Source organism: Bradyrhizobium sp. 215_C5_N1_1 (assembly GCF_052075935.1).
In the GTDB taxonomy this organism is placed as follows: Bacteria; Pseudomonadota; Alphaproteobacteria; order Rhizobiales; family Xanthobacteraceae; genus Bradyrhizobium; species Bradyrhizobium barranii.
Map to the genome: position 1 here is coordinate 8,776,531 of NZ_CP197228.1, position 19,528 is coordinate 8,796,058.

Consider the following 19,528-nt stretch of genomic DNA (forward strand, 5'->3'; position numbering starts at 1 on the left):
TTGCAGCGGATAGCGCAAGGCTTGTAATCCGGGTGGTTCCGCGAGCCCCGCGTTTGTGACCGAGAAGGCACCGCCACATTGGCCGAGATGACTGAGACTGCCGATACCGACTTCCGCCACGCACAGCGGCATATCCGCTTGGACACGATCCTGCGGCTGCGCTGGCTGGCGGTGCTCGGCCAGCTCGCGGCGATCTTCATCGTGGCGCAGGGGCTTGAGTTCAACGTCGAGATCGTCCCCTGCGTCAGCATCATCGCGCTGTCGGCGGCGCTCAACCTGGCACTCCAGACCGTGTCCAATCCGCTGCAACGGCTGGAGCCGATGCAGGCGGCCGGACTGCTGGCGCTGAACATCGTGGAGCTGGCGGGGCTCTTGTTCTTCACCGGCGGACTGCAGAACCCGTTCTCGTTCCTGTTCCTCGCGCCCGTGCTGATCTCGGCCACGGCGCTGCCGGCCCGCCTCACCTTCGGCCTCGGCCTGCTCGCGGTGGCCTGTGCCTCGGTCCTGTTCTTCTTCCATCTGCCGCTGCCCTGGGATTCCGACGATCCCCTGGTGCTGCCGCCGATTTATCTCATCGGCATCTGGCTCTCGATCGTGCTCGCGATCGGCGTCACCAGCCTCTACTCGTTCCAGGTGACGGAGGAGGCGCGCAAGCTCGCCGACGCGCTGGCTGCGACCGAGCTGGTGCTGACACGCGAGCAGCATCTGACCCAGCTCGACGGCCTGGCTGCCGCAGCCGCGCACGAGCTCGGTACGCCGCTCGCGACCATCTTCCTGATCTCGCGCGAGCTGGAAAAGACGGTGAAGGATCCAAGTTTCGCCGCCGACCTGAAAACCCTGCGCGAGCAGACCCAGCGCTGCCGCGACATCTTGAGCAAGATCACCCAGCTTTCCTCCGAAGGCGCGCCGTTCGACCGCATGAAAATGTCTGAGCTGATCGAGGAGGTGGTGGCGCCGCACCGCGATTTCGGCGTCGACATCAAGGTGCGGATCGCGGTGGCGGCCTTCGCCGAGCCGATCGGCTCGCGCAACCCCGCGATCCTCTACGGCGTCGGCAACATCGTCGAGAACGCGGTCGATTTCGCCCGCACCACCGTCGAGGTGAATGCATGGTGGAACAAGGACACGATCGAGCTCGTGATCTCCGACGACGGCCCGGGCATTCCGCCCGATATCCTTAACCGGATCGGCGAGCCCTATTTGTCGCGGCGGCGCAATCTGGATGACGGCGGCGGCGAGCAGCGTGGGCTCGGGCTTGGCGTGTTCATCGCGCGCACCTTGCTGGAACGCACCGGGGCCAAGGTCTCGTTTACCAACCGGACCTTTCCGGAACACGGTGCTGTGGTTCACATCAATTGGCCGAGAGAGCGTTTTGAGACTATCGAGACGCTCGAAGAAACAATAGGATAGGCCGCGACCTTGCGTCGCACAGCAGGGCCGATCGACTATTTGCGGCCTTGGCACCGCCTGATTGCGACGCCATATGTAGATGTGCAGAGAGAGGACAACACCTTGAACGCCATCGCCGAACTGAACGAACAGACCGACCGCTCGCTTCTCATCGTGGAGGACGACAAGCCGTTCCTGGAGCGGTTGTCGCGCGCGATGGAGACCCGTGGCTTTGCGGTGACGTCGTGTGACACCGTCTCGGATGGCCTCGCGCAGATCGGCAAGGCCGCGCCCGCATTCGCCGTGGTGGATCTGCGGCTCGGCGACGGCAATGGTCTCGACGTCGTCTCCGCGCTGAAGAAGAAGCGCCCCGAAGCCCGCGCCATCGTGCTGACCGGCTATGGCAACATCGCCACCGCCGTGACCGCCGTGAAGATGGGTGCGATCGATTATCTGTCGAAGCCCGCGGATGCCGACGACGTCGTCGCCGCCCTGCTCTCGACCAGCTCGGAGAAATCCGAGTTGCCGACGAACCCGATGTCCGCCGACCGCGTCCGCTGGGAGCACATCCAGCGCATCTACGAGATGTGTAACCGCAACGTCTCGGAGACGGCGCGGCGGCTGAATATGCACCGTCGTACGTTGCAGCGGATTCTGGCCAAGCGCGCGCCGCGGTAGCGGTCTCGTAGGGTGGGCAAAGGCGCGTAGCGCCGTGCCCACCGCTTCTACTTCAATCCTGATCGGCTTGGATGGTGGGCCCGCTTTCGCTTTGCCCACCCTACGGCGTCCGCGTTCGCCGCGCCGCTACTCCCAAAAATCCGCGTGGCCCTGCGGGTCGACCAGACGGTTGATCCGGAGCGCTGCCGCCATCGCGAAACGCACCGTCATCTGCTTGCGCGTGGCGGCCTGAAGCTTGTGCTCGGGCGCCTCGCAGTGCAGATGCGCGCCATAGGCGTCCGCAATGATCAGGCCGGTGTCTTGCGGAAAGATCTCGCACGGCAAATCCTGCGTGAAGGCGAAGAATAGCCGGTCGCAATGGGCGCGGTATTCGTGCCATTTCTGGTCGGCACGCAAATCCTCGACCGACGATTTGATCTCCACGATCCAGATCTCGCCGCGCTCGTTGAGCGCCACCAGATCGGCGCGCCGGCCCGACGGCAGCGGCAGTTCGCTGATGCAGGTAAAGCCGAGCGAGCGCAGCAGCCGCGCCGTGCCGCGCGCGATCGCAAGCGCCGTCTCGGACTGGCGGCGATCGGGCGGCGGAACGAGAGCGATGTTGCGGGCGGGGCTGTCCATGGGGGGAGCTTAGCCGATTCCGGTGGGCCCGTCATTCCGGGGCGCGACGCAGTCGCGAGCCCGGAATCCATAGCCACAGGGAGAAGTTGTCGGGTGAGCAGGTAACTCCGAGCTTTGGCCAAACTACTCCCTGTGGTTATGGGTCCCGGGCTCGCGACTACGTCGCGCCCCGGGACGACAGCGGAGTGCGGGAACCTCGCCTCCCCCACGCACTTATCACGCAGCCGCCACACCTCGGCGGAGCATCGAGGCTGCTCGCGCATGATCGACGATCTCTGGTACAAGAACGGCGTGATCTACTGCCTCTCCGTCGGCACCTATATGGATGCCAACGGCGACGGCGTCGGCGACTTCAAGGGCCTGCTGCGGCGGCTCGACTATTTGCACGGCCTCGGCATCACCACGATCTGGTTGATGCCGTTCCAGACCTCGCCGGGCCGCGACGACGGCTACGACATCGCCGACTATTACAGCGTCGATTCCCGCTACGGCACGCTCGGCGATTTCGTCGAGTTCACCCACGGCTGCAAGCAGCGCGGCATCCGCATCATCATCGACCTCGTCGTCAACCACACCTCCGACCAGCATCACTGGTTCAAGGAGGCGCGGCGCGACAGGAATTCGCTCTATCGCGACTGGTATGTGTGGTCGGACAAGAAGCCGGCCGGCGCCAACAAGGGCATGGTGTTTCCCGGCGTGCAGAAGTCGACGTGGACGCGCGACAAGGAAGCCGGCGCCTGGTTCTTCCACCGCTTCTACGATTTCCAGCCCGATCTCAACACCTCAAATCCGCATGTGCAGGCCGAAATCCTGAAGATCATGGGCTTCTGGATCCAGCTCGGCGTCTCCGGCTTCCGCATGGACGCCGTGCCGTTCGTGATCGCCACCAAGGGCGCGAAGGTGAAGAAGCCGGTCGAGCAGTACGACATGCTGCGCGCGTTCCGCGAATTCCTGCAATGGCGGCAGGGCGACGCCATCATCCTCGCCGAAGCCAACGTGCTGCCTGAGACGGACATGGAATATTTCGGCCGCGACGGCGACCGCATGCACATGATGTTCAACTTCCACGTCAACCAGCATCTGTTCTATGCGCTGGCATCCGGCGATTCGCGTCCGCTGGCGAAGGCGCTGAAGGCGACCAGGCCGCGGCCGGCCAGCGCGCAATGGGGCCTGTTCCTGCGCAATCACGACGAGCTCGATTTGGGACGCCTGACCAAGGCGCAGCGTGACATCGTGTTCAAGCGCTTCGGCCCCGACAAGGACATGCAGCTCTACGACCGCGGCATTCGCCGCCGCTTCGCGCCGATGGTCGGCGGCGACCGAAGGCGGCTCGAGCTCGCCTACAGCCTGATGTGCACGTTGCCGGGAACGCCCGTCATCCGCTACGGCGACGAGATCGCGATGGGCGACGATCTCTCGCTCCCCGAGCGCAATTGCGCGCGCACGCCGATGCAATGGTCGACCGAGCCGCATGGCGGCTTCACCAAGAACGATAAGCCGGCATGCCCGGTCATCGACACGGGCCCCTACGGCTACGAGCACGTCAATGTCGCAAAACAGCGGCGCGATCCCAATTCCATGCTGAACTGGACCGAGCGCATCGTCCGCATGCGCAAGGAGGTGCCCGAGATCGGCTGGGGCGACTTCGTGATCATTCCGACGCGCGATCCCTCCGTGTTCATCATGCGTTACGACTGGCGCAACAATTCCGTGCTGTTCGTTCACAATCTGGATGAGAAGCCGCGCGAAATCGCATTCTCGGCGGGGCTGTCCGGCGAGGCCGGCGCGCACCTGATCAACCTGCTCGCGGAAGATCACAGCCACGCCGACAAGCGCGGCCAGCATCGCGTCGTGCTGGCGCCCTATGGCTATCGCTGGTACCGCATCGGAGGGCTGGATTATTTGCTGAAGCGGAGCGACATCGACGGGAATGCCGCGGGTAACAAGCATCCGGGGTAGGTGCATCTCCGCACACGGCCGTCGTCCCCGCGAGCGGCTAGATGTATGGCAGCATCACCACCACGCCCTCATTGCCGCGCAGATCCAGCACGCCTTCCAGCCTCTCGCCCTCGCGATCCAGAAACGTCGACAGCAAGATCTCGCTGTTGAAACGGATCGCGCTGGAGGTCACGGCGATCGGGTCGGGCCCGAGATTGAGCACGACGATCACCGCCGTGCCCTCGGCCTCGCGGCGATAGACCAGCAGATCGCCTTGCGCGGCGATCGGATGGTAGTCGCCCTCGACCAGCGCCGGAGATGCCTTCCGCAAGGCAATCAGCCGCTTGTACAGACTGAGGATCGAACGCGAATCGGCTTCGAGATCGGCGACGTTCTCGCGGATATGGTCCTCCGGCAGCGGCAGCCAGGGCCTTACGCCGGAGAAGCCGCTGGCCGGCGACGCATCCCACTGCATCGGCGTACGGCAGCCGTCGCGCCCCACTCCGATGCCGGGCACATTCTTCTCGAAGGGATCGCGCACGTCCTCGGGGGAGATCGCCAGCTGATGCATGCCGATCTCGTCGCCGTAATAGAGCGTCGGCGTACCGCGCAGCGTCAGCAGCAGCATCGCGGCAACGCGCGCCTGCTCCGGCCCGACGCGGCTTGCGACGCGCGGACGATCGTGATTGCCGAGCACCCAATTTGGCCAGGCGCCCTTCGGCAGCGCCTTCTCGTAATCGTCGACGATTGTCTCGATCGATCGCGCGCTCCAGAAGGTCGAGAGCAGCGCGAAATTGAACGGCATTTGCGCGCCGGTGAGGTCGTTGCCGTAATAGGCCATCAGCCGGTGCAGCGGCAGATAGATTTCGCCGATCAGCACGCGGTCGCGATACGCGTCCGTGACGCGCCGCATCTCGGCGATGACGTCATGCACCTCCGGCTGGTCGGTGGAGTATTGCGTCAGGATCCTCTCGTTCGGCGGCCGGCCCTCGACGTAATGCGGGTTCGGCGGGTTGTCGCGGAATTCGGCATCCTTGATCAGGTGCCAGATCACATCGACGCGGAAGCCGTCGACGCCCTTCTCCAGCCAGAACCGCATCGCGTCGTAGATCGCCGCGCGGACATCCGGATTGCGCCAGTTGAGATCCGGCTGCTCGGCAAGGAAGGCGTGGTAGTAATATTGACCTGTCGTCTCGTCGAAAGCCCACGCGCTGCCGCCGAATTCGGACAGCCAGTTGTTCGGGACACCGCCATCGGCGGCCGGATCGCGCCAGACGTACCAGTCGCGTTTGGAATTGTCGCGCGAGGACCGGCTCTCGACGAACCAGGGATGCTGGCTTGATGTGTGGTTCGGCACGAGGTCGAGGATCAGCTTCAGCCCGTTGTCATGCGCCGCCGCGAGCAGCGCATCGAAATCTTCCATCGTGCCGAACAGCGGATCGATGCCGGTATAGTCGGAGATGTCGTAGCCGAAATCGGCCATCGGCGACGGAAAGATTGGCGACAGCCAGATCGCGTCGACGCCGAGCGATTTCACGTAAGGCAGCCGGCGCAGAATGCCGGCGAGATCGCCGACGCCGTCACCGTCTGTGTCCTGAAAGGAGCGCGGGTAGATCTGATAGAAGATGCCGTCGCGCCACCAATTGTCGCCGCCCTGAGCCATGCCGGAAAACCCACCCAAAAATCTGCGTCTCGCGCGAGTGAACGCGGAACGAACGCCGCGGTTCAAACCAGCAGGCGAATTGGGACGGCCGTGTGACGGCGGGTGCGGCTGTTCCCGGGCGAGGCACGAATCTTTTGCTTGGCGGCATGGCAAAAATCGGCATTGTGAGGCCCATGACCGAGCAAAACGACAACCAAGAATCCCAACAAGCCAAGGCCGGCGCGATCATCGTCCCCGTGACGCTGTTCGAGCAGAACTGCACCATCATCTGGGACGAGCCCGGCAAGAAGGCCGTTGTGATCGACCCCGGCGGGGACGTGCCGAAGATTCTGGACGCGATCAAGCAGACCGGCGTCACCGTGGAGAAGATCTGGCTGACCCACGGCCATATCGACCATGTCGGCGGCGCGGCCGAACTGCGCGATGCGCTGAAGGTGCCGATCGAGGGGCCGCATGTCGCGGATAAATTCCTGCTCGACAACGTGGTCGAGAGCGGCGCGCGCTTCGGCATGACGGAGGTGCGCAATTTCGAGCCGGACCGCTGGCTCGACGAGGGCGACAGCGTGTCGATCGGCGGCCTGCAGTTCGACATTCTGCACTGCCCGGGCCACTCGCCCGGCAGCGTGGTGTTCTTCAACAAGGACTTGCGCTTTGCCCATGTCGGCGACGTGCTCTTCGCAGGCTCGGTCGGGCGCACCGACCTGCCCGGCGGCAGTCACGCCACGCTGATCAATTCGATCAAGACCAAGCTTTTGCCGCTCGGCGACGACGTCGGCTTCATCTGCGGCCACGGCGCCGGCTCGAGCATCGGCCAGGAACGGATGACCAATCCGTTCATCACCGGCGAGATGTGAGCGCTACTCGGCGGCCTCCGCCAACGCCGCGGTGTCACTGAGGTTGCGTTCGCCCCAGTCGCGGATCGCGGCGACGACCGGCACGAAGCTCTTGCCTTTGCGCGTCAGGCGATACTCGACCTTCGGCGGCACCTCGCCAAAATCCTTGCGGTCGATCAGGCCACTTTGGGTCAGCGCCTTCAATTCGCGGCTGAGCACGCGCGGGGTGATCTCGGCGCTGCCGGCCGCGCCGCGCAGCAGGCCGCTCCTGATCTCGCCATAGCGGCGCGGGCCGTCCCTGAGGTCCCAGACGATGCGGAGCTTGTACTTGCCGCTGATCATCTTCTGAAAGGCCGTAACCGGACAGGTGCGCGCCGGGTTTGCCCTTGCCATGTCGCCTCCTCCATACGCAGCCAGCTTGCAGGAGGATAGGAGCAACGTCGAAAAAGTCCATACTATCAATTTTGTCCATACTTGCAGGATCGCCTGCAAGGCGCAGATGATGACGCACTGGACGAACAGGGAGCGTCACATGAAGCACTTCATGATCAGGTACGAATTCAGGAACGGCACGACGGAAGCCTGGCACCAGGAGATCGGCCGCTTCATCAAGGCGATCGAGGGCGATCCGGAGTTGAAGGGGCGGATCGGCTATCGGGTCCTGAAGAACCGCGACGACGCCAGCTATTTCCACCTCGCCAGCGTCACCGACGAGGCCGCGCAAAAAGCGCTGCAATCGCGCGACTTCTTCAAGGCCTATCAGGAGATGACGCGGAAGGTCGCCGGCGGCGAGGTGACGGTGGCGCCGATCGAATGGATCGATCAGACGGCGTAGCCGTCGCTTATCGAGCGACGAACTACTTCATCAAGCCCGCGGCGGTGAGTGCGCGCGTGATGATCTGGCCGAGATCGAAGCCGCGCGCCGCCGCGCGCTTCGGCTCGGCCGGCTCTTCGGCGACTGCGGCGCGGATCGAGCGGGCGAGATGCGGCGCGGGTGAAAGCGCCGGCTTCGACGTCCCGGGCCCCGCCTTCTTCCCGGCCGCGTCCGGAATCCAGCCGGTGAGGCCGAAGAACTTTGCGATGTGGTACGACGAGGAGATACCGGCCTCGATCAGGAATGCGCCTTCGATGCCGTAACGCTGATCATTGTCGGCGAGGCCGAGCGGCGTGCCGTGGGCCATGTCGGTGATGGCGTAGGACTCGACCAGCGTCTCGCCGTCCTTGTTCCACCAGGCCTGGCGCGGATAGCCATCGACAATCGTCTCCGCCATCGGCACAGCCGGCAGGTCGTGCAAATCGAGCCACTGCTTGACGATCTCGCTGGCGTTGCCGGGATTGACGGTGCGGTCAGCGCTGCCGTGCCACACCGAGATTTTCGGCCACGGCCCGTGATGGTTCGAGGCGCGCCGCACGAAATCGCCGAGCTCGCGCTCCGGCCGCTGCGGCGAATGAAACATGCCGTCGAGCGCCTCGCGCAAATTCGACGCGATGCCGTAGGGAAGTCCAGCGATGATCGCACCGGCCGCAAAAACTTCCGGATAGGTCGCGAGCATCACCGACGTCATGCCGCCGCCGGCGGAGAGACCGGTGATGAAGACGCGCCTGGGATCGATGCGGTGCGCTTCGGCCATATGCGCGATCATCTCGCGGATCGACCGCGCCTCGCCGCCGTCCCGCGCAGTGTCTTCCGGATTGAACCAGTTGAAGCAGGTGTTGCCATTGTTGACGCGTTGCTGCTCGGGCATCACCAGCGCGAAGCCGTAATGCTTCGCGAGCGTCGACCATCCCGCGCCGAGATCGTAAGTAGCGGCGGTCTGGCCGCAGCCATGCAGCACGACGACGAGCGCGCGCGGCTTCTGGAGTTGCGCCGGCACGAACGCGAACATGCGCAGGTTTCCGGGATTGTCGCCGAAGCCCGTGACCTCTTCCAACGGGCTGGACACGTCCGCGCTCCGGCCGAATTCGGCAAGGCGCAGACCATCCACCTTTGGCAGATGTCTCAAGAGAGCGAGATTTTTGGCAAGCGACACGGCAACTCCTGGCAGGCGACGTTCAACGTTCACCCAAACCAAATAGTTGCTGCGGTGCAAAATAAAAAGCCCGTGTGCTGTCTATCACCCGAAATCACGCAAAAATCCGCAGGAATACGCATGAATTAACCGCAATGCCTCAACTTCGTGCAGAGACGCGGCGCATCCACGCCAGAAATGCGGCGCAGATCGTGATTAACGCCGCAAACGCGGCGAGCGAAACGAAGAAGCCTGCGCGCGCCGATTGCAACGCTTCAACCGCGAAGAACGCCGCGCCGATTGCGGCCACTCCGGCCGCATTTCCGATCTGCGCCGTCGTGCCGTACATGCCGGACGCCGAGCCTGCCGCGACAGGCTTCACCGTCGAGAGCACCGCACCGGATAGCGGCGCCATCACCAGCCCCTGCCCGTAGCCGAAGATGATCATGACGAGTGCGAGCAGGATCGGCGCCGGCGCATCGATATAGCCCGTGACCAGCGCGAGTGCGGCGAGGCCCGCGATCTGCAGCATGCAGCCCTCGATCAACACCTTGGTCCCGCGATGGCGCGCTCGCGCGCCGCTGTGACGCGACGCGACCACGAAAGCCAGTGCGAGCGGAATGAAGGCCATGCCGGCTGCGAGCGGCGGGATCTTCAGGCCGCGCTGCATGAACAGCGTCATCACCAGATAGAACGAGAGGTTGGCGACGAAGAAAAAGAACGCCGCGCCGAGCCCGCGCAGGAAGGCTGCATCGGACAGCAGCGTCAGATCGATCAGCGGCATGCCGCCGGCGCGCGCCACCGCATGCTCGAGCTTCAGGAACGCGACAAGGATCGCGCCGCCGCTTGCCATCACGGCCCATAGCCACGGCGCCCAGCCGACATCGTGACCGAACAGCAGCGGTCCGATCAGGCACAACAGCCCCGCGAACAGCACCATGCTTCCGTTGATGTCGAGCCGCGTGCCGGCCCGGCGCGGCACTGACGGCATGATGCGCCAGGCGGCGGCCGCAATGACGAGGCCGCAGGGCACGTTGACGAAGAACACCGAGCGCCAGCCGGTACCGGCAAGGTCGACCGTGACCAGGAGACCACCGAGCAGGAAGCCCGCGGCGCCCGCAAGCCCGAGCACGATGCCGTAGATGGCGAATGCGCGGCTGCGCTGTTCGTCGGTGAAGAGCAGATGCAGTGTCGCCAGCACCTGCGGCACCATCAGCGCTGCAGTCGCGCCCTGCGCCAGCCGTGCGATGATCAGCTCCGCGCCCGATTGCGCCAACCCGCACCACAGCGAGGTCACCGTGAAACCGAGCACGCCGGCCAGGAAGACATTCTTCGTGCCGTGGATGTCGCCGAGGCGGCCGCCGGTGACGACCAGCGTGGCGTAGGCGATCAGATAGATCGCGATGACGGATTCGATCTGCGCCGGCGTCGCATGCAGGTCCACCGCGATAGTGGGAATGGCGACGTTCACGATGAACGCGTCGACGCCGAACATGAATTGAGCAGCGACGACGATCGCCAGCACGCCCCAGCGGCGCGACGAATCGACTTGTTTTGTGACGGTTTGATGCATTTTCGCGCGAGCCTTCGGCGATTTATTTGCGCGCAAAACTCGCAGATCGGCGTCATTGGCGCGATTACCTCCGAGGTAGGACTTGCCGCTTTGGCCCGATTGCTGCATGGCAATTCCCGCTGGTTTTGCGGGCTCGGAAGTTTTCCGGATGTACGACTACGACATGGTGGTGATCGGCTCGGGCCCGTCGGGGCGCCGGGCCGCGGTGCAATGTGCCAAGCTCGGCAAGGCCGTGCTGGTGGTGGAGAAGGGCCGGCGGGTCGGCGGCGTCTCGGTCCATACCGGCACGATTCCTTCAAAGACCCTGCGCGAGACCGTGCTCAATCTGTCCGGCTGGCGCGAGCGCGGCTTTTACGGCCGCTCCTACAAGGTGAAGCAGGACATCGCGGCGAGCGACCTGATGATCCGTCTTCAGAAGACGCTCGACCATGAGGTCGAGGTACTCGAACATCAGTTCAGCCGCAACCTGGTGCGCACCGCCAATGGCGAGGCACGGCTGGTCTCACCGCACGAGGTCGAGATCACGAGCTCAATTGGCGAGGTAAAAGTGGTGTCGGCCGCCTTCATCCTGATCGCCTGCGGCACGCGCCCGTTCCGCCCCGACTACGTGCCGTTCGACGGCACCACCGTGCTCGACAGCGACGAGATCATCGAGCTGCCAAAGCTGCCGCGCAGCCTGGCTGTGATCGGCGCCGGCGTGATCGGCGTCGAATACGCCACCATCTTCAGCGCGCTCGACGTGCCCGTGACCCTGATCGAACCGCGGCCCACCTTCCTCGATTTCATCGACAAGGAATTGATCGACGAGTTCGTGCACGAGCTGCGCGACCGCAACGTCGCGCTGCGGCTCGGCGCCAAGGTCAACTCGATCGAGAAGACTGCGCAGGGTGGCATCGTCACGCATTTGTCGGACGGGCGGCACGTCACCACGGAAATGCTGCTGTTCGCGGCCGGGCGCGTCGGCGCCACCGATCGGCTCAACTTAGAGGCGGCCGGCATCGTCGTCGACCATCGCGGCCGCATCTCGGTCGATCCCGTGACCTTGCAAACCAGCGTGCCGCATATCTACGCCGCCGGTGACGTGATCGGCTTTCCGAGCCTTGCTTCCACCTCGATGGAGCAGGGACGCGTCGCCGCCTGCCACGCGCTCGGCATGGAGCCGCTCGCGCCGCCGGAGTTCTTCCCCTACGGCATCTATTCGGTGCCGGAGATATCGACGACGGGACTCACCGAAGAAGAGGTGCGCACGCGCGGCATTCCCTACGAGGTCGGCATCGCACGCTTCCGCGAGACCTCCCGCGGCCACATCATGGGGCTGAACAGCGGCATGATGAAGATGATCTTCTCGACCAAGACGCGCCGGCTGCTCGGCGTGCACATCCTCGGCGAAGGCGCCACCGAGCTGATCCATATCGGCCAGGCCGTGCTCAACCTCAAAGGCACCATCGACTATTTCATCCAGAACACGTTCAACTATCCGACGCTGGCGGAGGCGTACAAGATCGCCGGGCTGGATGCGTGGAACAGGATGACGCGGTAGCCGCAAGCTCATCGAACAGTCTCTTCGCAGCCATCCTTCGAGACGCCCGCCTTCGGCGGTCTCCTCAGGATGAGGTCTCGTTTCGCGGCGCAGCCTCAGACCCTCATGGTGAGGAGCCCGCGAAGCGGGCGTCTCGAACCATGCAGGCCAGGCAGGTCGTTGCAGCGTCTCAACGCATGCCTGCATTCCGCCGCGCGGGACACCGCGCGATTGCCTTCGCTATCGCCAGCACGTAGCCTCATCGCCTCAACAAACAGAAAATTCAGCCGGAGAGAACGCCATGGCGCGCCTGAAGTTCGGAGCCTTCCTTGCCCCGCATCACCCGATCGGGGAGCATCCGATGCTCCAGTTCCGGCGCGATCTCGACCTGGTCGAGCAGCTCGACGCGCTCGGTTATGACGAGTTCTGGTGCGGCGAGCATCATTCCTCCGGCTGGGAGATGATCGCCTCGCCCGAGATGTTTCTGGCCGCAGCCGGCGAGCGCACCAAGCGGATCAAGCTCGGCACCGGCGTGGTGTCGCTGCCCTATCATCATCCCTTCAACGTCGCCCAGCGCATGGTGCAGCTCGACCACATGACCGGCGGCCGCGCCATTTTCGGCTCCGGCCCCGGCGCGCTGGCGTCGGACGCGCACACGCTCGGCATCGACCCGATGACGCAGCGCGACCGCCAGGACGAGGCCATCGGCGTGATCCGCCGCCTGTTCAACGGCGAGCGCGTCACCGCGAAGAGCGACTGGTTCACCATGAACGACGCCGCGCTCCAGATCCTGCCCTTGCAGGAGGAGATGCCGTTCGTAGTGGCCTCGCAGATCTCGCCCTCGGGCATGACGCTCGCCGGCAAGTACGGCATCGGCATCATCTCGCTGGGCTCGATGACGACGCAGGGGTTGATGTCCCTGCAACAGCAATGGCAGTTCGCCGAGGACGCCGCCAAGAAGCACGGCACCAAGGTGGATCGGGCGAACTGGCGCGTGCTGCTGACCTGGCACCTCGCCGAGACCCGCGAGCAGGCCCGCCGCGAAGCCGGCGCCGGCCTGATGCGCTGGCACAACGAATATAATGTCGGCACGCTGCAGCGGCCGGGCCTGACCGCGTTCGCCTCGCCCGACGAGGCCGTGGACAAGACCGCTTTCGTCGACGGTGCGGCCTCCGTGATCGGTACGCCCGACGACCTCGTCAAGATGATCAAGAACGTGATGCAGGTGTCGGGCGGCGTCGGCGCCGTGATCGGCTTCGTGCACGATTGGGCCAATCCCGAAAATACCCGCCGAAGCTGGGACCTGGTGGCGCGCTACGTCGTGCCGGAGATCAACGGCTATATCGACGGACTGCGCAAGTCGCAAAAGTTCGTGATCGAGAACCGCGCGATCTTCGAACGCGCCGGGCAGGCCGTGATGGCGAAGATCATGGAGAACGAGAAGGCTGCAGAGGCCTTGAAGGTGACCGGCGCCGGCCGCGTCGCCATTCCCGCCGTCAACGCCCCGGATTTGCAGAAGGAAGCGGCGAAGCGGTAGGCCCGTCGGAACTACGCTTGTAACGACGTTCACAAGAAAGACATACCGGCCTGTGCTATGCTGACCCCGGTCAGCTGGCGCGGGTCGTAGTCATCTGTGTTCGCGCGCCTGTTCGGTCGGTCAACCGGAGCAATCGTCATGTCGATGCAGAATGTCGCCCCTGCGCTTCCGTTCACCGCACCCAGGCGCAACGAGCTGACGCACATCCCCGGCGACGAGGGCTGGCCGATCATCGGCAAGACCTTTCAGGTGCTCGCCGATCCCAAGGGACATATCGAAGCGAACGGCGCCAAATACGGCCCGGTCTACCGCACCCATATTTTCGGCGAGACCAATGTCGTGCTGCTCGGGCCCGAGGCCAACGAGCTCGTTCTGTTCGACCAGCAAAAGCTGTTCTCCTCGACGCACGGCTGGAACAAGGTGCTCGGCCTGTTGTTTCCGCGCGGCCTGATGCTGCTCGATTTCGACGAGCACCGGCTGCATCGCAAGGCGCTGTCGGTCGCGTTCAAGTCGGGGCCGATGAAGTCGTACCTGAGCGATCTCGACCACGGCATCGCCGCGCGCGTCGCGCAGTGGAAGGCGAAGCCTGGCGAGATGAAGCTTTATCCGGCGATGAAGCAGCTCACGCTCGACCTCGCGGCGGCGTCGTTCCTCGGCGCCGATATCGGGCCGGAGGTCGACGAGATCAACCGCGCGTTCGTCGACATGGTCGCGGCTGCCGTCGCCCCGATCCGCCGGCCGCTGCCGGGCACGCAGATGGCCGCCGGCGTGAAGGGACGCAAGCGCATCGTCGCCTATTTCCGCGAGCAGATCCCGCTGCGACGCGGCAATCACGGCGGCGACGATCTGTTCTCGCAGCTCTGCCGCGCCACCCACGAGGATGGCGCCCTGCTCTCCGAGCAGGACATCATCGACCATATGAGCTTCTTGATGATGGCGGCGCACGACACGCTGACCTCGTCGCTGACCTCCTTCATCGGCGAGCTCGCCGCCAATCCGGACTGGCAGGATAGGCTGCGCGCAGAGGTTCTTGCGCTGGGGCTCGCACCGGGTTCGCCGAGCAGCTTCGACGACCTCGAAAAAATGCCGCTGTCGGAGATGGCGTTCAAGGAGGCCCTGCGGATCAAGCCGCCGGTGCCGTCGATGCCGCGCCGTGCGATGCGCGATTTCACCTTCAAGGGTTTTACGATTCCGGCCGGTACCGCCGTCGGCGTCAATCCGCTCTACACCCACCACATGAAGGACATCTGGCCGGAGCCGGATCGCTTCGATCCCTTGCGCTTCACCGAGGAAGCCCAGCGCAACCGGCATCGCTTCGCCTGGGTGCCGTTCGGCGGCGGCGCGCATATGTGCCTCGGCCTGCACTTCGCCTACATGCAGGCGAAGTGCTTTGCCCGGCACTTTTTGCAGAACCTCGAAGTATCGCTGGAGCCGGGCTACAAGCCGGACTGGCAGATGTGGCCGATCCCGAAGCCGCGGGATGGGTTGCGGGTGCGGGTGAAGGCGGTGTAGGCGCCCTCGCCGTCATTGCTTCGTCGCTTCGCTCCTCGCAATGACGAAAGTTGCAGAGATATCGCGGGCTCAACTCTCGTGCCCCGGACGCGCTGCAGCGCTTGCGCTGCTGCGCAGAGCCGGGACCCAGCAAGCCAGAGGGTAAGCTGCGGATAGACGGGCCCCGGCTCTGCGGAGCGGCACTTCACGCCGCACCGCATCCGGGGCTCGAGACCTATCCGCTACGCCTCATCAAACGCCTTGCGCAACGCTGACAATCCCTGCTGCTGCTGGCTCCAGTTGCGACCGCCGGTGATGGCGCCGTCGATGACGAGGTCGTGGCCGTTGATGAAGCTCGACTCGTCGCTCGCCAGGAACACCGCAGCAAGGGCGATGTCATCAGGAATGCCGGCGCGCGGGATCGGCTGCGCGGTCTTGTAGACATCACGCATCACCGCCGGCGTCTTCTCGGCGGCCTCTGTCGACAGCCCCAGCGCCTTGCCGAAAATGCCGGTTGCGATCGCGCCGGGCGAGATCGAGTTGACGCGCACATTGGACTCGCCGAGCTCCATCGCCACGCATTTGGTGAGATGGATCACCGCCGCCTTGGCCGCGCCATAGACGACCGAGGAGGAAAAGCCGGCGAGACGGCCTGCGATGCTGCCATTGTTGATGATGCTGCCAGACCCCTGCTTCTTCATGACGGGCGCGGCATGCTTCATGCCGAGCATGACGCTGCGCACCAGGGTCGCCATCGCCGCGTCGAACCGCTCGACATCGAGACCTTCGATGCCCCCGGTCTGCGCCGGGCCGCCGGCATTGTTGAACAGGCAGTCGATCCGGCCGAACCTCTCCACCGCGAGCGCGATCAGCGCCTGCATCTGCGCTTCGACCGTCACGTCGGTCTGGCGAAAGATGCAATCGGCCCCGAGCTGCTTCGCCAGCGCCTCGCCTTCCGGTATGCGCCGCCCCGCGATCACAATTTTGGCACCTTCGGCAACGAAGACTTCCGCCGTACGCAGGCCGATCCCGCTCGTCGCGCCCGTAATCACCGCAACCTTGCCATCCAACCTACCCATGGAATGTTCCTGTTTTCGAATGATTTGATGTCAAATGGCGGACGCCGATCGATCTCGGCGCCGCGACAGTCACTATTCCTGCCGGTCTGCGACAAGGCAAGCTTTGCTTGTGCATGCGACATGCGTAACATTCCCGCTCCTTTCTCGATTTACGCGCGCATAGCGCAACCGGGCCGGGCATGGAGAAGCTGATCGACGAATTCCGCAAGGGCTGGCAGGGCGTGGCAGCGCCATCGCTCGCTCTGAGCCTCGGCTTCGCGGTCGCCTGCCTGCTGGTTGCGACGGTGGCGCGCTGGGGTCTCGCGCATGTGCGGCCCGACGTCTACTTCACCCCGTACTTTCCGGCCGTGTTCTTTGCCGCCGCATTCGGCGGCTTGCGGATCGGCATCATCACCGCGCTGGTCGGCGGCGTGCTCGGCGTCGTCGTCAATTTCAGCGACGCTCTTGCCGATCGCTCCAGGTTCACCTTGCTGACCCTTTATTGGGGCGTCTCCGCCCTCACGATCTGGGGCGTCGAGCATTATCGCGGGATGCTGGCGGAACAGCGCCGGATTTCCAAACGCCTGATCGAGGAAGAAGAATACCGCAAGCTGCTGGTCGACGAGCTCCAGCATCGGCTGAAGAACAAGCTGTCGACCGCGCACGCCGTGCTGCACCAGGTGCTGCACGACCAGCCGCAGGTCTGGGCCCGGATCGACCCGCGGCTACGGTCGCTGGCTGCAACCGACGATCTGATCTCGCGGATCGACAAGGGCGGCTGCGATATCCGCGATCTCCTGATCGCAGAGCTCGGACCTTACGGCCATGTCCGCTTCACGCTCAACGGCGACCGGCTGTTCCTGCCGCCGAAGCTCGCCGTCACGCTGTCGCTGATGTTTCACGAGCTCGCCACCAACGCGGGCAAATATGGTGCGTTCTCCGCGCCGCGCGGATTATTGCAGGTGTCGTGGACCGTCAGCGGCGACCGTCTGACCGTCACCTGGGACGAAACCGAGGGCCCGAGCATCGACAAGGTCTCCGAGCCCGGCTTCGGCACCAAGCTGCTGAAGTCGGCGCTGTCGGCTTTCGACGGCAAGTCCGAGGTCTCGTATCTCAAGACCGGCCTGCATTGCATCATGCAATGCCGCATCCCGCAGAACGGTTAGACGCGGCACGAGCGCAAGAGACGCGCGCCCCGCTCGCAGTTTCGTTGCGCGCGTTGACGCTCCGTTAATGACGATGGGTCGGGCGCGTCGCATCGCCGCAAAACACCCCCGTATTTCTCCGTACCCCTTAACCAAACCTAAGAGGGAACTGCGCAAGATCGCGTCCATTGCAAAGGCGCGTTGAAACAACAAGATTCATGACTTCTATGAACGACAACAGATATTCCGGCGCGAGTGAAGCCGAACTCGGATTTCTCAAGGAAATCGTTAGAATGCTGCCTGCCGGTCTGACCGTGCAGGATGCGCAGGGTGAGCTTCTGCTGGTTAACGATGTCGCGGCCGCCCTGCTCGGCATGGACGGCAGCCGTCCGTCGCCCGATCCGACGCCGCGCCGGGAAGCCTGCCAGCGGGCACTGAGGTCCGGCGAGGCGGTCATCTCCGAGGAAGCGCTCCAGGACGGAGCTGCACGCCAGGTGCTGCTGACCACCCATCGCCCCGTCCGCGTTGCCGGACGCGAGCTGCTGATCTCGGCGTCCTCCGACATCACCGAACAGAAGAATTTCGAGGACCAGCTGTTCCGCTCGGCCTATTTCGACGAGCTGACCGGCCTGCCCTCGCGGCGCGTGATCGAGCATCGCGCCGGCAGCCTGCTCGCGCGCGACGGCAAAGGCGAGCGTTTCGCGCTTGCTTTTCTCGACGTCGACAATTTCAAGCACATCAACGACTATTACGGCCACGCCGTCGGCGATGCGCTGCTGGTCGAGCTGTCGAAGCGGCTCGGGCGCGACCTGCGCGATTCCGACATGCTGTCGCGCATCTCCGGCGACGAATTCCTGCTGCTGCTCTCCCCGATCCAGAGCCAGGAGGAAGTCGCCGAATTCATGCAAGCGACGCTGGAGCGGCTGACCGCACCGTTCTTCATCGACAATTCGGAAGTCTTCGCCTCCACCTCCGTCGGCGTCAGCCTCTATCCCGACCACGGCCGCAGCTTCGAGACGCTGCGCCAGAACGCCGACATCGCGATGTACCGCATCAAGAACAGCGGCAAGGGATCGGCGGCCTTCTTCGACGCCAGCATGGAGCGCGAGGCGCTGGCGCGGATGAAGATCGAGCAGTCGCTGCGGCTCGCCATCCTCGAAAAGCGCTTCTGCTGCGCGTTCCAGTCCAAGGTCGACATCCGCACCCAGGCCGTGACGGGCATCGAGGCATTGGTGCGCCTGCGCGACGACGAGGGCGTGATCCAGGCGCCGGGCTCGTTCATCAACCTTGCCGGCGAATTGGGACTGATCGACGAGCTCACCCATCTCGTGCTCGCCGAGATCGTCAAGTCGATCGACCTGATCAACGACAGCTTCGGCGCGGAAGCGACCATCAGCATCAACGTCGCCGCCAAGCAGGCCGGCAACCCCGAATTCATGCGCAGTTTCGCGCGGGCGCTGGACGAGACCGGCTTTCCACAGCGCTTCATGATCGAGGTGACGGAAGATGCCTTCGTCGCCAAGAATCATTTCCAGACCGAGATCCTGCCGATGTTCCGCAAGCTCGGCGTCGGCATCTCCATCGACGATTTCGGCACCGGCTATTCCTCGCTCTCGGCGCTCGCCGACATCACCGCCGACGAGATCAAGATCGACCGCTCGTTCATCACCGACATCCATAAGCGCCCGCGCAGCCAGGGCATCTTGCGCGCGATCGAATCCCTGAGCGAAGCGCTCGGCATGACCGTGATCGCCGAAGGCCTCGAATCCTACGAGGAGCTGGCCTATCTCCAGGCCGCGACCAAGATCCGCTACGCGCAAGGCTATTATTTCGCCCGGCCGATCTTCCTGGAGGAGCTCAAGCTCGCGACCCCCGCCTCCAGCGAATCCCGTCCCGGCGTGTCCAACCGCCCGACGCAGCAGAACCGCCAGGGCTATTCGCGGGCGAGCGGGTATCGGCGGTAAGGCGACAACGGCGCAACGAGTACCGCCGTCGTCCCGGGGCGCGCAAAGCGCGAGCCCGGGACCCATAACCCCAGGGAGCAGTTGTGGAGCGAGGCTCCCACTCCTAGTCTTCG

Annotated in this window: 16 protein-coding genes; 10 read left to right on the top strand and 6 right to left on the bottom strand. The window is 64.4% G+C overall.

Going from position 1 to position 19,528, the window contains the following annotated elements; genetic code table 11:
* Positions 1 to 87 precede the first annotated feature (87 nt).
* Together AB7G19_RS42240 and AB7G19_RS42245 are read left to right on the top strand one after the other, a co-directional pair.
* Positions 88 to 1,410, top strand: a complete 1,323-nt coding sequence (locus AB7G19_RS42240) for an ActS/PrrB/RegB family redox-sensitive histidine kinase (protein ID WP_085404068.1) — start codon at positions 88 to 90, stop codon at positions 1,408 to 1,410.
* A gap of 102 nt (positions 1,411 to 1,512) precedes the next feature.
* A complete protein-coding gene (locus tag AB7G19_RS42245; protein ID WP_014491094.1) occupies positions 1,513 to 2,067 on the top strand; it encodes an ActR/PrrA/RegA family redox response regulator transcription factor in 555 nt (184 codons plus the stop codon).
* 126 nt (positions 2,068 to 2,193) lie between these two features.
* Here AB7G19_RS42245 and AB7G19_RS42250 read toward each other — a convergent pair whose 3' ends face one another.
* Positions 2,194 to 2,685 carry an MmcB family DNA repair protein gene (locus AB7G19_RS42250; RefSeq protein WP_085404069.1) on the bottom strand — a complete coding sequence of 164 codons (492 nt, stop codon included), beginning with the start codon at positions 2,683 to 2,685 and terminating at the stop codon, positions 2,194 to 2,196.
* Positions 2,686 to 2,946: 261 nt separating this feature from the next.
* On the opposite strand from AB7G19_RS42250, the gene AB7G19_RS42255 reads away from it, so the two are divergent.
* Positions 2,947 to 4,644 (top strand): alpha-amylase family protein, encoded by a 1,698-nt coding sequence (locus AB7G19_RS42255; protein ID WP_085404070.1) that lies wholly within the window; start codon positions 2,947 to 2,949, stop codon positions 4,642 to 4,644.
* A 37-nt stretch (positions 4,645 to 4,681) separates the two neighbouring features.
* On the opposite strand, the gene AB7G19_RS42260 is transcribed toward AB7G19_RS42255, so the two are convergent.
* Positions 4,682 to 6,286, bottom strand: a complete 1,605-nt coding sequence (locus AB7G19_RS42260; RefSeq protein ID WP_085404071.1) for an alpha-amylase family glycosyl hydrolase — start codon at positions 6,284 to 6,286, stop codon at positions 4,682 to 4,684.
* 173 nt (positions 6,287 to 6,459) lie between these two features.
* Between AB7G19_RS42260 and AB7G19_RS42265 the strand changes: the two genes are divergently transcribed.
* Entirely contained in the window at positions 6,460 to 7,140 is a 681-nt protein-coding gene (locus AB7G19_RS42265) for an MBL fold metallo-hydrolase (RefSeq protein WP_085404072.1), read from the top strand.
* A gap of 3 nt (positions 7,141 to 7,143) precedes the next feature.
* On the opposite strand, the gene AB7G19_RS42270 is transcribed toward AB7G19_RS42265, so the two are convergent.
* Positions 7,144 to 7,512, bottom strand: coding sequence for a winged helix-turn-helix transcriptional regulator (locus AB7G19_RS42270; protein ID WP_085404073.1), 369 nt, complete (start codon positions 7,510 to 7,512; stop codon positions 7,144 to 7,146).
* A 139-nt stretch (positions 7,513 to 7,651) separates the two neighbouring features.
* Between AB7G19_RS42270 and AB7G19_RS42275 the strand changes: the two genes are divergently transcribed.
* Positions 7,652 to 7,954 (top strand): hypothetical protein, encoded by a 303-nt coding sequence (locus AB7G19_RS42275; protein WP_223153830.1) that lies wholly within the window; start codon positions 7,652 to 7,654, stop codon positions 7,952 to 7,954.
* A gap of 22 nt (positions 7,955 to 7,976) precedes the next feature.
* Here AB7G19_RS42275 and AB7G19_RS42280 read toward each other — a convergent pair whose 3' ends face one another.
* Entirely contained in the window at positions 7,977 to 9,149 is a 1,173-nt protein-coding gene (locus tag AB7G19_RS42280; RefSeq protein WP_085404095.1) for an extracellular catalytic domain type 1 short-chain-length polyhydroxyalkanoate depolymerase, read from the bottom strand.
* Positions 9,150 to 9,288: 139 nt separating this feature from the next.
* Positions 9,289 to 10,701: an MFS transporter gene (locus tag AB7G19_RS42285; RefSeq protein WP_085404096.1), complete on the bottom strand. Its 1,413-nt coding sequence runs from the start codon at positions 10,699 to 10,701 to the stop codon at positions 9,289 to 9,291.
* 148 nt (positions 10,702 to 10,849) lie between these two features.
* Here AB7G19_RS42285 and sthA point away from each other — a divergent pair, with 148 nt between their 5' ends.
* The 3 genes from sthA to AB7G19_RS42300 all read left to right on the top strand — a co-directional run bounded on the left by sthA (position 10,850) and on the right by AB7G19_RS42300 (position 15,269).
* Positions 10,850 to 12,241 (top strand): Si-specific NAD(P)(+) transhydrogenase, encoded by a 1,392-nt coding sequence (sthA, locus tag AB7G19_RS42290; protein WP_071908996.1) that lies wholly within the window; start codon positions 10,850 to 10,852, stop codon positions 12,239 to 12,241.
* 280 nt (positions 12,242 to 12,521) lie between these two features.
* Positions 12,522 to 13,757, top strand: a complete 1,236-nt coding sequence (locus AB7G19_RS42295) for an LLM class flavin-dependent oxidoreductase (RefSeq protein WP_014491084.1) — start codon at positions 12,522 to 12,524, stop codon at positions 13,755 to 13,757.
* A gap of 138 nt (positions 13,758 to 13,895) precedes the next feature.
* Entirely contained in the window at positions 13,896 to 15,269 is a 1,374-nt protein-coding gene (locus tag AB7G19_RS42300) for a cytochrome P450 (protein WP_085404075.1), read from the top strand.
* Between the two features lie 221 nt (positions 15,270 to 15,490).
* On the opposite strand, the gene AB7G19_RS42305 is transcribed toward AB7G19_RS42300, so the two are convergent.
* A complete protein-coding gene (locus AB7G19_RS42305) occupies positions 15,491 to 16,327 on the bottom strand; it encodes an SDR family NAD(P)-dependent oxidoreductase (RefSeq protein ID WP_085404076.1) in 837 nt (278 codons plus the stop codon).
* Between the two features lie 179 nt (positions 16,328 to 16,506).
* On the opposite strand from AB7G19_RS42305, the gene AB7G19_RS42310 reads away from it, so the two are divergent.
* Positions 16,507 to 17,472, top strand: a complete 966-nt coding sequence (locus AB7G19_RS42310) for a sensor histidine kinase (protein WP_085404077.1) — start codon at positions 16,507 to 16,509, stop codon at positions 17,470 to 17,472.
* Positions 17,473 to 17,678: 206 nt separating this feature from the next.
* On the top strand, positions 17,679 to 19,415 hold the full coding sequence (locus AB7G19_RS42315) for a putative bifunctional diguanylate cyclase/phosphodiesterase (RefSeq protein ID WP_085404078.1): 1,737 nt from the start codon (positions 17,679 to 17,681) through the stop codon (positions 19,413 to 19,415).
* The last annotated feature ends 113 nt before the right edge of the window (positions 19,416 to 19,528 follow it).